The sequence below is a fragment of the Deinococcus marmoris genome (assembly GCF_001949125.1).
Classification (GTDB): domain Bacteria; phylum Deinococcota; class Deinococci; order Deinococcales; family Deinococcaceae; genus Deinococcus; species Deinococcus marmoris_A.
On the sequence record NZ_MSTI01000005.1, the window covers coordinates 1 to 12,627 of the forward strand.

Here is a 12,627-nt window from a genome sequence, read left to right on the forward strand (position 1 = left end):
CCGAGCGCACGGAATGGGTCGTGACCAACGACCCAGCTTTACAGACTGCGGACGACGTGCGCCAGACGCTCGTCGTCCGCTGGGCTGCCCTGGTCTTTCACCGCGAACTGAAGCAGATCACAGGGATTGAAGGCTGTCAGTGCCGTCTAGGACGATCTCAGCGCAATCATGTTGGCATAGCGATGCTGGTCTGGATTCGATTGGCCCAAGCTGCGCGAGAGGCAAAGAAGACGATATACGCACTGAAATTTGGCCTCCTCGACGAGTACATGCGTCAGCAACTTGCTAACCCATTTGTAAGTTTCGCGTAAGCCCTAATCCTAAAAACCGAGCGCCTAGATGGGCAGGCCATTGGCGTAGCGCCGCCCGAACAATTGCGTCACCCGGTTGAGCCGCGCCACCACCGGATCGTCACTTTCTGAATGGTCTGCTGGGGATGCTCGCCGTCCTCATCCTCCTCTTCGTAACACAATTCCAGGCCAATAAAGGGCCGTTGCGGGGTCAGAATCAGCGCGGCGTGGGCCACCTGCCGCGTCCCTTCGTCCAGCTCTGTTTCCAGAATGTGGTACAGGCAGATTCCGGCCTGCTCGATCAGCCGGTCCAGTTGCACGTCGCTCAGATTGGCGAGCAGCGGTTTCATGCGGCTCACGAATCCGGGCAGACTGGACCGCAGTATGGGACTTAGTTTGTCAGGCTGTTTTAGCAACTCGGCCAGCCTGTAGTCGGTTTCCTCATCCAGTTGCAAATCATCAAACGTCGCTCCACGCATGGCCCGCCGCGTCAGGGTCAGGATGGCCGCCTCTGCCTGTTCCTGCGTCTCATACAGGCCAGCGGGATTGACGCCCTCCAGATCGGTGGTGTAATCCTGATACCACTCGTCTGTGAACTGGGCCAGCTTGTGAACCACAAGATAAGCGGGGCGAGCGGTCACGGCTCCGCTCGGCCCATTGCCCGTTCCTTCGGTGGCAGCAGCAATTTTCCTTCCAGCGGCGTACTCAGCACGATGCTGGTGTCGCAGGTAAAGCCCATGCCGATCAGGTCGCCCAGCATGGTTTCCAGCGCCCCCACGTCCGGCACGGCCACCTTCAGGATGCAGGAGTTGTCGCCGGTGACGCTGTGGCATTCCAGCACACCGTCGTGGGCGGTGGCCCAGCGCACCAGGGTGGGATCGTTGCGCCCACTGTCCTGCACGCCGATAAACGCGGTGATGGTGCGCCCCAGCGGTTTGCTGGCAACGCGCACGCCGTAGCCCAGGATCACGCCCGCGTCCTCCAGCCGCCGAACGCGCTCGGTCACGGCGGGGGCCGAGAGTCCCACCCGGCGGCCCAGTTCGCGCATCGAGAGCCGCGAATCGGTCTGGAGTTCTTGCAAGATCCGGTGATCCAGCGAATCGAGAGAGCCGCCCATCTGTCGCATAACCAGAGTTTAGCACCGCAGTTGGCATATGCAAGGTCAGGCGTGGCATTTGCCAGAGAAACGGCCACCTGACCCCACCAATCTGCTGGCCTGCGCGCCTTCCAATGGTGGGGGCAAAACGTGAAGAATAAAGGTCAAGCAATTCACGTTTCTCTCTCCCAGGAGGCTTCAATGTCCCACGCCCCCCTACACCCGCAGGCCACGGTCCGCAGCCAGCAGATGCTGCCCCGTGGTCACCGTGCCCCCAAATGGGCCGATGTTCCCGACGAAAAGTGGTTTGACTGGAAATGGCAGCTCAAGAACCGCATCAACTCCGTTTCCGAACTGGAAGAGGTCATCCGCCTGACCGAGAGCGAACACGCCGGGGCCAGTGCTGAGGGCATCTTCCGGCTGGACATCACGCCGTATTTCGCCTCCCTCATGGACGCCGACGATCCCACCTGCCCGGTGCGCCGTCAGGTGATTCCCACGCACCACGAGTTAGAGCCGTTCATGTCCATGATGGAAGACTCGCTGGCCGAGGACAAGCACAGCCCCGTCCCTGGTCTGGTCCACCGCTACCCGGACCGCGTGCTGATGCTGGTGACGACGCAGTGCGCCAGCTATTGCCGCTACTGCACCCGCAGCCGCATCGTGGGCGATCCCACCGAAACGTTCAATCCCGCCGAGTACGAGGCGCAACTGAACTACCTGCGGAACACGCCCCAGGTACGCGACGTATTGCTGTCGGGCGGCGATCCGCTGACCCTCGCGCCCAAGGTGCTGGGCCGCCTGCTGGCCGAACTCCGCAAGATCGAGCATATCGAGATCATCCGCATCGGCACGCGCGTTCCGGTGTTCATGCCCATGCGCGTGACCGAGGAACTGTGCGACGTGCTGGCCGAGAATCACCCGCTGTGGATGAACATTCATGTCAACCACCCCAAGGAAATCACCCCCGAGGTGGCCGACGCCTGTGATCGCCTGACTCGTGCGGGCATCCCGCTGGGCAACCAGAGCGTGCTGCTGCGCGGCATCAATGACCATCCGGTCATCATGCAGAAGCTGCTGCGCGAGCTGGTCAAGATTCGCGTGCGCCCGTACTACATCTACCAGTGCGATCTCGTTCACGGCGCGGGCCATCTGCGGACCACCGTCAGCAAGGGGCTGGAGATCATGGAAAGCCTGCGCGGGCATACCTCCGGCTACAGCATTCCTACCTATGTGGTGGACGCGCCTGGCGGCGGCGGCAAGATTCCAGTTGCGCCCAATTACGTGCTGAGCCACAGCCCCGATAAGCTGATTCTGCGGAACTTCGAGGGCTATATCGCCGCGTACACCGAACCTACCGATTATGTGGGGCCGGACATGATGGTTCCTGATGACTGGGAGCGCAAGGAACCCGGTCAGAGCGGCATCTACGGGTTGATGCAGGGAGAGCGCATCTCCATTGAGCCTGCCGGATTCAGCGACACGCACCACCGCCCCGGCGGGGTCAGCCACCGCCTGAACAGCCGCGAGGACAAGTGGACAGCGTATGGCGTGGGCGCACCGAACCCCGCCAGCGTCAGCGACACCTCGCCAGACGGCAAAGTGAATGTGCCGATTCCGGTGCATAGCGGGGATTAGGGCGGCTTTGCCGCTGTCTAAGGGTCAAGGGTCTAAGGGCTAGAGGCCAGAGATTAGGAGCTGGGGACTGGGCCGAGGCGTTTGATCAGGGTCATAAGTTTGGCGGAGAGGGTTCTGGCTTGCTGGCGCAGAATGTTGAGACTTTCAGCGTCAAGGTAGTTGAGGCGATGGGCGATCTGAGAGGCGCTGACGACTTCAAACAGGGAGCCGCGCGAGATCATCAGAAATCGGATGAATTCGCGGTCTGTGCCTCGCCCTCTTCCCTCAGCGATATTCAGCGAAACCGATACAGCCGCACGCCGCATCTGGTTGGTCAGGCCGAAGCGCTCATGATCTGGAAACCTCTCGGACAGGCGATAAACCTCGGCAGCAAAATCAAGCGCTAGCGAATACACCCCCAGCCCCTCAAACGGAAAATATGTCTCGTCCATCTCCGAACCTTACCCTTCTGGCAAGCCCCCAGTCTTTCCCTTAGAACCTCAGACTCTTAGACCCTTAGATGTCCAAAGGAGCCACCATGACCACTGCCACCAAAGCCCGCCAACCCATCCTTAAAACCTCCCTCCCTGGCCCCAAGACCAAGGCCATCATGGAGCGCGACGCCCACCACCTCTCCACGTCCTACGTGCGCCCGTACCCCTTCGTGCCGGATCACGGCGAGGGCGTGTGGCTCAGTGACCCGGACGGCAACACCATGCTTGATTTCTTCGCGGGCATCGCCGTGTCCACCACCGGCCACGCCCACCCGCATGTGGTCAAGGCCGTGCAGGAGCAGGTCACCAAATTCACGCATGTCTGCCTGAGCGACTACCCGCAGGAAATTACCACCAGTCTGGCCGAGCGGCTGGTCAAGCATGTGGAGCGGCCCCTGCCCGATGGAAGTACAGAGAAGTGGCGCGTCTTCTTCGGCAACTCCGGTGCGGAGGCCGTGGAGGCTGCCGTCAAGCTGGCGCGCAACCACACCGGACGGGCGCACATCATCTCCACGATGGGTAGCTTTCACGGGCGCACCTACGGCGCGATCACGCTGACTGGCAGCAAGACCAAGTACAAGCGCGGCTTTGGCCCGCTGCTGCCCGGCGTGTCACATGTGCCGTATCCCAACCCCTTCCGCCCGCCGCTGGGGTCCACCCCCGAAGCCTGCGGTCAGGCCGTGCTGAACCACATCCGCGAGCTGTTCGTGGGCGTCATTCCCGCCGATGAAGTGGCCGCGATCATCGTGGAACCCATGCAGGGCGAGGGCGGCTACATCGTGCCGCCCGCCGATTTCCTGCCCGGCTTACGGGCGCTGTGCGACGAACACGGCATCATGCTCATTTACGATGAGGTTCAGGCCGGAATGGGCCGCACCGGGAAGATGTTCTCGTACCAGCACTTTGGCATTTACGGCGAGGTTCAGCCCGACATGATCACGGTGGCGAAGGGGATTGCTTCGGGCATGCCCATTTCCGCGCTGCTGGCGAAGGAGTCGGTCATGACCTGGCCCATCGGCTCTCATGGCAGCACCTACGGCGGCAACCCGGTGGCAGCGGCGGCGGCCCACGCCACCCTGGACCTGATTGAAGGTGTGGTCAAGCACCCCGGCTGCGGCGAGAGCCTGATGAAGAACGCCGCCGACGTGGGCGCTTACCTGCTGTCCGAATTGAAGGCCATGCAAGCCGAATTTCCCTTCATGGGCGATGTGCGCGGCGAGGGTTTGTTCATCGGAATAGAGTTTGTTAAGCCCGATGGCAGCCCGGACGGAAAGCTGCGGGACCGCGCCAGCACTGCCATTTTTGAGCGCGGCTTGCTGAATCTGGACTGTGGCGAGGCCGTGATCCGCGTCAGCCCGCCCCTGATCCTGACCCGTGAGGACGCGGAGACCGGACTGGAAATTATGCGGGAGGCTTTGCGGGGTCTGGCCCAGACATAAACCACTGGTTCAGGCCGAACTGACCTGAGCCACCAGCAGATTCCACCCATCTTGCGAGCGACGGGTGGAATCTGCTGTTTTACCTGTCCGCTGCTGGGGCCAGCACGCAAATCCCGTCCTCGTCGGCATGAATCATGTCGCCGGGCCGCACCGTTACGCCCGCGAAGTTCAGCACTACATCCCGCTCGCCCACGTCTGCCTTGCCGCTGCGGCGGGGATGGGCGGCCAGCGCCCGGATGCCGATGGGCATGGTGCAGAGCTGCGCCGTGTCGCGCACACAGCCGTGGACGATGATGCCTGCCCAGCCGTTTTCCACGCCCAGCCCGGCCAGTTGATCGCCCACCAGCGCGCAGTTCAGACTGCCGCCGCCGTCCACCACCAGCACGCGGCCCTCGCCCGGCGTTTCCAGCGTGGCGCGCACGGGCGTGTTGTTCTCGTAGACACGTAGGGTGAAGGCGGGACCGCTGAACTGCGCCTGCCCTCCAAAGTTCTGGAATAGAGGTGCAAAGACCTGTGCTTCCGGGTGGGCGTCGCACAGGTCAGAGGTGGGGGTCAAGGGGGTCATGCTGTATTGAACCCGTTGAGAGGGCCGGAAGGCGGTTACTGCTCCGGGGACGCCCCCAGCGCCGGACTCGCCGCGTGCGTGTGGGCGTAGTGAATGCGCCCGTCGTGGCCGCTCAGGAAGCCGCCGTCATAGCCGCGCCGCCACGCCATCAGTTCGGCCAGGATGCTCAGGGCCACTTCCTCCGGGGCTTCTGCACCCAGGCGCAGACCCACGGGCGCACGCAGGCGGGAGAGCTGAGTGTCGCCGAACGTCACGCCTTCGGCCTCCAACTCATCCAGCAGACCCTGGGCGCGGCTCAGCGGTCCCAGGACACCCACGTAAGGTGCGCCAGAGTTCAGTGCGTGCTGAAAGCAGATGCGGTCCCGGTCCAGATGGTGGTTCATGATCAGCAGGCTGGCGCGAGCGGGCGGCGTGAACTGCTCCAATTCCTCCGGTGCGAGGTCATGCAGGATCGCTCCCGGAAATCGCCCTGGCGTCAGGTAAGCGCCGCGTGGGTCAATGACATGCACTTCGTAGCCCAGACCGTGCGCCCCACGCGCCAGCGGCATGGCATCATGGCCCGCGCCGTACAGCACCAGCACCGGCGGTGGCGTGCTGATGTCAATGAAGAGAGGTGTACCGTCTGGCGCGGCCAGCGTGACGGCGCGAGGTTCTAACTGGCTCAGGCGTTCCTGCGCGGCCTGAACGGCAAAATCCCGTAGCTGGGCGGGGGAGAGGTGGCCCTGGGTTTCCCCGTCCGCCGTGATCAGCAGGCGGCCCTCGCCCCTGAGCGGCACGGCCAGCGCCGCCAGTTCCCCCTTTTCCAGCGCCGCAAGCCACGCGCCCATCACGGGGTCATCCCCATCCACCCGCTCCACGCGCACGTCCACGCTGCCGCCGCAGCCGATGCCCAGGCCCCAGGTGGCGTCCTCGGACAGATCGTAATGGGTGATGGCAGGCGTACCGCTGCGGATCACTTCCAGCGCCACCTCCACCACTTCCGCCTCCAGGCAGCCACCGGAGAGCATGCAGATCTGTGCGCCGTCGTCCAGCACCAGCATCCGTGTTCCCTCGCGGCGGTAGGCGCTGCCCTGCACTCCCACGACGGTGGCGAGGGCGGCGCGTTGGCCTCTGGCGGTAGCAGCGTTCAGGGCGTCCAGCAGGGCGCGGGTTTCGGCGGCGTTCATGCAGGTTTACCAGAAGGCGCAGCCGATTTTCCGGCCCGCCACGCGCTGAACAGCGGCAGCAGGGCCAGCACGGCGCAGGTGTAGGCCAGCGTCGGGAAGCCTGAGCGGGCGATCAGGAAACCGCCCAGCAGTGTCCCCGCCCCTGCCGTGATGTACCCCAGGCCATCGGTGACGCCCTGCACGGCGGGAAAGTGGGTCAGTGCCTTGCTGCCCGACACGAAGGCCAGGTTCCAGCCCAGCCCCAGCAGGAACATGCTCAGGCCCAGCGCCCCGGTCCCCGGCTGCGCTGCGGTCAGGGCCGCCGCACACAGCAGCACCGCGCCGCCCACGTAGCCCACGCGCACGCCCAGGCGGTCAATCAGTGGCCCAGTCAGCCAGCCGAAGCCGAACATGCCCAGAATGTGTCCGCTGATCAGCGCGGCAATACTGGTGTGGTCCATGCCCATGTTGTGCGCCCGCAGCGGCGTGAGACTCATCAGCGTGACCATCAGGCCCTGTGCGGTGGCCAGCGCCAGCGCGGTGCTGCGAACGCCGGGAACGCGGAACGCCTCCGAAAAGGAGGGGGTCTTGCGGGTGGCCCCGGCGACTGTTGCCGCGACTGGCTCGCGCACTGGTGTCCAGAACAGCATCAGCAGCGCGGCCACGCCCAGCAGACTGCCGCCCACCAGCCAGCCGACGATCTCCGGGGTGGTTCCAAAGGTAACGGCCAGCCGCTCGATGGGGTGAGAGAAGCCGGTCATCAGGAACGATCCCAGCACGCTCATCAGCATCAACGCGCCCAGGGCCGTGCCGCGCCGGTTGTCCGGCACGCTCTCGGCGGCGGCGTAGCGGGCCTGCTGGTAGCCGCCCTGCGCCGCGCCCATCATGGACGCGCCCACCAGAAACAGAGGCGTGAGGCCCAGTTTGCCCCCAAAAAAGCCCAGCACCGCGCCCAGCGTGCCCAGCGCGAAGGCCAGCCCCAGCCCCAGCCTGCGCCCCGAACGCAGCATCAGCGCCCCGAAGAACCCCGCCGACAGCGCCGCCGACACGCTGATCAGCGTGCTGGGCAGACCCGACAGACTGCCGAAGCCCAGCGTCCCCATGATGATGCTTGCCAGGATGGTGCTGACGGTGGTGGCCCCGGTGGCCAGCGCCTGCGCGGCGTACAGCGGCACCAGACGGCCCAGTTCAATGCGGGATATTTGCTGGGGTGCGGGGGCAGCTTTACTCATGGCGAGGGCTACACAGAGACGAAGGGAAGATGCTCATCCCTCCCCTTGCGCCCGCCAGCGCTCGGTGACTGCTTCCTGAAGGTAGGTGGCGGCGTCCCCGGTATTCGCCCCCGGTGTAAAGACCTGACCCACGCCCAGTTCCTTCAGCTTGGGCAGGTCCTGATCAGGGATGATGCCGCCGCCGAACACGATGATGTCGGTGGCATCTTTTTCCTTCAGCAGCGCCATCACGTCGCGGAAGTAGTGCATGTGCGCCCCCGAAAGCACGCTGAGGCCAATCGCATCCACATCCTCCTGCACGGCGGCGTTGACAATCATCTCGGCGGTCTGGCGCAGCCCCGTGTAAATCACTTCCATCCCGGCGTCGCGCAGGGCGCGGGCCACCACTTTCGCGCCCCGGTCATGGCCATCCATGCCCGGCTTGGCGATCAGCACCCGTATCCGGCGGTCTGACATTTCACTCTTGTTGTGGTCCATACGGGCCTCCTAACGGGCGTTTGTTTTGATTCTAGGGCATTGGCTGGTGGGCGGCGGTGTGGTGGACGCGTGGAGTGTGCCGTGTGAGGTGCCGCTGTCCCGCTCTGAAAGACCTTTTTGCGGCCAGTTGTCCTGAAGTCCTGCCCCCGGCATCAGTCCGCACCCTGTACACTGCCCAGTTGATGATCGTGACCATTGACGGCGTGGCGGCCAGCGGCAAATCCAGCGTGTCGGGGGGCGTGGCGCGGGCGCTGGGCGTGCCGTATGTCAGCAGCGGCCTGCTGTACCGCGCCGCGACATTGCTGGGCTTAGAGGCCGGGCTGGACCTGCACGACGCTCCCGCGCTGCTGGCCCATTTGCAAACCCATCCGTTGCGTCTGGAACCGCTGGCAGAGGGCAACCGCGTGTGGCAGGACGGGCGCGAGTTGACGGACGAACTGCACTCCACCCGCGTGGACCGGGGCGTCAGCGTGGTGGCCGTGCTGCCCGAGGTGCGGGCGTGGGTGGACGCCCAGCTCCGCGCCCTGCCGTCCCCCTTCGTGGCCGAGGGCCGGGATATGGGAACGAACGTGTTTCCCCGTGCCGGGGCCAAGTTCTACCTGACCGCCAGCCCCCACATCCGTGCCCAGCGCCGCGCCCAGGAGCGCCCGGAGGATGTCCCTGCCATTGAGGCCGCCCTGATCCGCCGTGACGAGCTGGACCGCGTGCAGAGCGCGCCTGCCCTCGACGCGGTGGTCATCGACACCGGCCCGCTGACCCTGGACGGCGTAATCCAGACCATTCTGGCGCAGTTGCCCGAGCAAGTGACTTCCGCATAATCCATGCCCGTACCTACACAGCCCGAACCCATCCCCACGCCGCATCCCCGGCTCTATCCAATCATCCACTGGTGCGTGGGGCGTGTCGTGGCTTACGGCGGCGGCGTGCATGTCAGCGGGCTGGAACATCTGCCGCGCGGCGGGCCAGAGGGCGGGGTCATTGTGGCCGGAACGCACGCGATGGCGCTGGACCCCTTCACCATCGGTTACGCCATTCCGCCAAAACTGCACCGCCTGCAATTCATGACCAAGCGGGATGCCTTCGAGTGGAAGGTCATCGGCCCCCACGCCATCGGGCCGATATTGCGCGCCACCGGGGCCTTTCCGGTAGACCGTAGCGGGCGAGACACCCGCGCGCTGCGGCAGTCGCTGCGGGTGCTGGGGCGCGGCGGTATGGTGGGCATCTTTCCGCAGGGCACCCGCAACGGCCAGGGCCTGCACGGCGGCGCGGCGCTGCTGGCCCTCAAGGCGAAGGTGCCCATCGTCCCCGTGCGCGTGTGGCACGAGCGCCCGGCGTGGCTGCCGCGCGGCCTGCCCGGCGGGCGCTGGTACGTGCGCTTTGGGCCGCCGCTGTATCCCCAGGACGAAAGCCTGCGCGGCCTGACCCTGCGCTGGGAAAATGCAGTCAGCGTGCTGTAGAACGGGGCCAGAAGTGGCCTCTGCCTACTCCCGCACCACCGTGAATTTCTGACTCAGGTAAGTTTCGGTGTCGGTGGGAGCGGCGGGATTTCCCAGCGCCTTCAGCACCCTTAGTCGCAGTTGGTACGTTCCGGCGGGGGCCATTTGCCCGCCCGCCAGTGTGCCGTCCCAGCCCACGAAACTGAAGGCGTCGCTGTTCGGGTCCGTGTAAATGTTGGTGGCGCTGCGCCCGATGTATTCCTGAGTGAACACGCTGCCCAGGCTCGCGCCGCCCCCGTCCAGCACCTCCAGCGTCAGGCGGCGGGCCTGATGACCGAAGTGAACCAGCACTTGTGGGGCGTCCAGCACCGTAATTTTCTGGCCGTTGTCGTCGAAGACCTGCACGTCTTTCAGGGTGTAGGCGGGCGGATCGGCGAGGTTCAGCCCTTCCGGGTAGAACTCGAAGGTCCTGGGATCGTACAGCGCCGGAAAGTTTTTGAAGGTCCGGCCCCCGTCGAAACTCACGTCGCCCAGCACCGTCAGGGCCTGATAATTGCCCACAAACCCGCTGTAGGGAATGACCATGCGGCGTCCGCTGGCGCTGCTCAGGGCGATGGCACCGCCGTATTGCCCCAGCACGGGACGGGACGGAGGCGTGATCAGCACATTCAATTCTGTTTCTCCGCCTGCCGGGACAGTGATGCGGACGCCGCCGCCGTCCACGGTCTGGCCGTTGATGGTCATGCCGGTGGGCTGAGGGGGCATGACGTTGCCCAGACGGTCCAGGCTCTGCGCCGCAACATTCGTTGCCGTGAACGTTTCCGTCTGTGTGCCACTGTTCCGCAGCACGATTACCTTGCTGCGGGGGCCGAAGGTCTGGCTGGCCCCCAGGCTCAATTTGGCGGGGGTGGCCGTGACCGGATTGCTGGAGGCTGCCAGCACGTTGACCAGCCCCGCGCCCTGCTGCTGCACGGGGGCCGGGGGACCGTCCAGGGTGGTTAGGAGGGCCGAGTTGTTCATCAGCAGCGCCGCCATGTCCTTCGATTGGATGCCGGGCCGCCCCTGAAGCAGCAGCGCGGCAATGCCCGACACCTGCGGCGCAGCCAGTCCTGTGCCGCTGAGAACCGCGTATCCACCGGAACCCGACTTCAGGGGTGTGGTGGTGCGGACCCAGCCCCCCGGCGCGGCCAGATCGGGTTTCAGCTCCAGATCCGGCGAAACGCCAAAAGCCGAGAATGCGCTGAGGGTATTGCCGCTGGGATTGTCGAAGGTCTGTGGGTCTGCATTGAAGGTCAGCCGCGCCCCACCCGCGATTGCGGCGTCGATCCGCGTGCCATCGGCAGCCAGCACCGAGACGACGGGGATGTCGATGGATCTGCTGTCATCGGGAGTGGCCGGGGCAGCAGTCATGGAGGCAAAGCCGGGCTGGTTGTTGTAAAACACGATGGCCTGCGCCCCGGCGTTCTGGGCGTTGATGATCTTCTCGCGGGCCGCGCAGTTGCCCAGGCGGACCAGCGCGGCCTGCCCGTTCAGACTGCCTGCCTTGTACGGATTCAGGCCGTCGATGGAGCAGCCGTCGTTGTCAGTGATGGGCGTGCTGGACGGCAGTTTGCCCACGGGCAGATTCAGCCCCACGGGCGCGGTGGGCGAGCCGCTGACAGGACGGTAGCCGATGACAGCACCACCTGTAGTCAGCGTGAAATTGCCCAGTTGCACGCGCGTGTTCTCCACCGATGCCACTGCCAGCACGTTCTCGCCCAGTGCGGGTGCGCCGACGCTGTAAGGACCGCCTTTGCCGCTGTCCCCGGCGGCGGCGCTGACCACCACGCCGCGCTTGACCAGTCTGCTGGCGGCCCGCGCGGTGGGATACTGCGGCCACTGGAATGGCACGCCCAGACTGATGTTCAGCATCCCCATCCCGTCGGCCTTGGCGCGTTCCATCGCTGTCAGCAGGGTGGCGCTGTCGGTGGTGCCCTGGCAGCCGAAGACCTTGTAGATGCCCAGACTGACGCCGGGGGCCACGCCCACGAAACCGCCCGCCGGATCGTTGCCGCCCAGAATGCCCGCCACGTTGGTGCCATTGCCCTGGCAGTCGTCGGGGCTGGCGTCTGGAACAGGCTTCGAGCCGGGTTGCGAGGCGTCGTAATCGTCGCCCACGAAGTCATACCCGGCAACGACGCGCCCCTGAAAGGCTGGATGGCCCAGGTCCAGCCCGGTGTCGATGATGCCCACCCGCACGCCCTTGCCACTCAGCCCCAGTTGCGACTGGGCGAGGTCCGCGCCCGTCATCGCCAGAGCGCTCTGCACATCGGGACTGAGGGCCTGGGCATTCAACCCCGCTTTGGAGGTCCTGGGCGGGCTGATCTGCTGCACCGGATACACGCCGATCACCCCTGGCAGGCGTGACAGACGGCCCAGTTCCGCCGGGCTGGCCTGCACCGCAAAACCGTTGAACAGCGTGCGGTAGCTGGCAGTTTCCCGGTACTGGACCCCGCTGGCGCTGGCCTGCGCCCGGAAGCTGGTCTGCTGCGCGCCGAGGTTCTGCGCGGTAAGGCCAGTCGGGTCGCCAGCGAGTTCTATAAACCATCCTGTTCTGGCGCTGGCTGCCGTGGAGGAGAGTTTGAAACCTGGCCCGGTGGCCGGACCCGGCGGCGTGCCCTGACCTGGGCCGCAGGCCGCCAGCACGGCGCTCAGGGCCAGCAGCAGGGGAGGGGTGGTCTTGAGGGACATGGCGCTGATTGTAGAGGCGCGGCGTGAACCGCCGGGGTGAGCGAACACCGGAAGCGCACGGCACGCCTCTGCCGGTAGGCAAACGAAAGGGGGAAGCCACCCGGCC

General features: G+C 65.3%; 12 protein-coding genes and 1 pseudogene. 5 read left to right on the forward strand and 8 right to left on the reverse strand.

Features of this window, described 5'->3' with window-relative positions:
- Positions 1-311 (forward strand): annotated as a pseudogene (locus BOO71_RS00325) (IS701-like element ISPlag1 family transposase); the annotation flags it as partial.
- Between the two features lie 68 nt (positions 312-379).
- On the opposite strand, the gene BOO71_RS00330 reads toward BOO71_RS00325, so the two are convergent.
- Together BOO71_RS00330 and BOO71_RS00335 are read right to left on the reverse strand one after the other, a co-directional pair.
- Positions 380-931 carry a hypothetical protein gene (locus BOO71_RS00330; RefSeq protein WP_139322643.1) on the reverse strand — a complete coding sequence of 184 codons (552 nt, stop codon included), beginning with the start codon at positions 929-931 and terminating at the stop codon, positions 380-382.
- Positions 928-1,416, reverse strand: a complete 489-nt coding sequence (locus BOO71_RS00335) for an Lrp/AsnC family transcriptional regulator (protein ID WP_075830010.1) — start codon at positions 1,414-1,416, stop codon at positions 928-930. Before BOO71_RS00335 ends, BOO71_RS00330 begins: the two co-directional genes overlap by 4 nt.
- Positions 1,417-1,587: 171 nt before the next feature.
- Here BOO71_RS00335 and BOO71_RS00340 point away from each other — a divergent pair, with 171 nt between their 5' ends.
- A complete protein-coding gene (locus tag BOO71_RS00340) occupies positions 1,588-3,024 on the forward strand; it encodes a KamA family radical SAM protein (protein ID WP_075830011.1) in 1,437 nt (478 codons plus the stop codon).
- Between the two features lie 53 nt (positions 3,025-3,077).
- Here BOO71_RS00340 and BOO71_RS00345 read toward each other — a convergent pair whose 3' ends face one another.
- Positions 3,078-3,455: a four helix bundle protein gene (locus BOO71_RS00345; RefSeq protein ID WP_075830012.1), complete on the reverse strand. Its 378-nt coding sequence runs from the start codon at positions 3,453-3,455 to the stop codon at positions 3,078-3,080.
- Between the two features lie 86 nt (positions 3,456-3,541).
- Here BOO71_RS00345 and BOO71_RS00350 point away from each other — a divergent pair, with 86 nt between their 5' ends.
- Entirely contained in the window at positions 3,542-4,936 is a 1,395-nt protein-coding gene (locus BOO71_RS00350; protein WP_075830013.1) for an acetyl ornithine aminotransferase family protein, read from the forward strand.
- Positions 4,937-5,015: 79 nt separating this feature from the next.
- On the opposite strand, the gene rraA is transcribed toward BOO71_RS00350, so the two are convergent.
- From rraA to BOO71_RS00370, 4 genes are read right to left on the reverse strand one after another with little or no spacing between them, the layout of a single operon-like run.
- Entirely contained in the window at positions 5,016-5,501 is a 486-nt protein-coding gene (gene rraA, locus BOO71_RS00355) for a ribonuclease E activity regulator RraA (RefSeq protein WP_075830014.1), read from the reverse strand.
- Between the two features lie 35 nt (positions 5,502-5,536).
- Complete coding sequence (locus BOO71_RS00360) at positions 5,537-6,667, reverse strand: XdhC family protein (protein WP_075830015.1); 1,131 nt, start codon at positions 6,665-6,667, stop codon at positions 5,537-5,539.
- Positions 6,664-7,878 (reverse strand): MFS transporter, encoded by a 1,215-nt coding sequence (locus BOO71_RS00365; RefSeq protein ID WP_075830016.1) that lies wholly within the window; start codon positions 7,876-7,878, stop codon positions 6,664-6,666. The genes BOO71_RS00360 and BOO71_RS00365 overlap by 4 nt, the downstream gene beginning before the upstream one ends.
- A 33-nt stretch (positions 7,879-7,911) precedes the next feature.
- Positions 7,912-8,334 (reverse strand): cobalamin B12-binding domain-containing protein, encoded by a 423-nt coding sequence (locus BOO71_RS00370; protein ID WP_075830056.1) that lies wholly within the window; start codon positions 8,332-8,334, stop codon positions 7,912-7,914.
- A gap of 203 nt (positions 8,335-8,537) precedes the next feature.
- On the opposite strand from BOO71_RS00370, the gene cmk reads away from it, so the two are divergent.
- Both cmk and BOO71_RS00380 read left to right on the forward strand, forming a co-directional pair.
- Positions 8,538-9,173, forward strand: coding sequence for a (d)CMP kinase (gene cmk / locus BOO71_RS00375; RefSeq protein ID WP_075830017.1), 636 nt, complete (start codon positions 8,538-8,540; stop codon positions 9,171-9,173).
- 3 nt (positions 9,174-9,176) lie between these two features.
- Complete coding sequence (locus tag BOO71_RS00380; RefSeq protein ID WP_075830018.1) at positions 9,177-9,812, forward strand: lysophospholipid acyltransferase family protein; 636 nt, start codon at positions 9,177-9,179, stop codon at positions 9,810-9,812.
- 24 nt (positions 9,813-9,836) lie between these two features.
- Here the strand turns inward: BOO71_RS00380 and BOO71_RS00385 are convergent, their stop codons facing one another.
- Positions 9,837-12,521: a S8 family serine peptidase gene (locus BOO71_RS00385; RefSeq protein WP_075830019.1), complete on the reverse strand. Its 2,685-nt coding sequence runs from the start codon at positions 12,519-12,521 to the stop codon at positions 9,837-9,839.
- Between the last annotated feature and the right edge of the window lie 106 nt (positions 12,522-12,627).

Bases quoted from the DNA above. Each gene is read 5' to 3' on its own strand.
- cmk (WP_075830017.1), top strand. From the start codon at position 8,538: ATGATCGTGACCATTGACGGCGTGGCGGCCAGCGGCAAATCCAGCGTG.
- BOO71_RS00345 (WP_075830012.1), bottom strand. From the start codon at position 3,455: ATGGACGAGACATATTTTCCGTTTGAGGGGCTGGGGGTGTATTCGCTA.
- BOO71_RS00385 (WP_075830019.1), bottom strand. From the start codon at position 12,521: ATGTCCCTCAAGACCACCCCTCCCCTGCTGCTGGCCCTGAGCGCCGTG.
- BOO71_RS00365 (WP_075830016.1), bottom strand. From the start codon at position 7,878: ATGAGTAAAGCTGCCCCCGCACCCCAGCAAATATCCCGCATTGAACTG.
- BOO71_RS00335 (WP_075830010.1), bottom strand. From the start codon at position 1,416: ATGCGACAGATGGGCGGCTCTCTCGATTCGCTGGATCACCGGATCTTG.
- BOO71_RS00340 (WP_075830011.1), top strand. From the start codon at position 1,588: ATGTCCCACGCCCCCCTACACCCGCAGGCCACGGTCCGCAGCCAGCAG.
- BOO71_RS00380 (WP_075830018.1), top strand. From the start codon at position 9,177: ATGCCCGTACCTACACAGCCCGAACCCATCCCCACGCCGCATCCCCGG.
- BOO71_RS00350 (WP_075830013.1), top strand. From the start codon at position 3,542: ATGACCACTGCCACCAAAGCCCGCCAACCCATCCTTAAAACCTCCCTC.
- BOO71_RS00370 (WP_075830056.1), bottom strand. From the start codon at position 8,334: ATGTCAGACCGCCGGATACGGGTGCTGATCGCCAAGCCGGGCATGGAT.
- BOO71_RS00360 (WP_075830015.1), bottom strand. From the start codon at position 6,667: ATGAACGCCGCCGAAACCCGCGCCCTGCTGGACGCCCTGAACGCTGCT.
- rraA (WP_075830014.1), bottom strand. From the start codon at position 5,501: ATGACCCCCTTGACCCCCACCTCTGACCTGTGCGACGCCCACCCGGAA.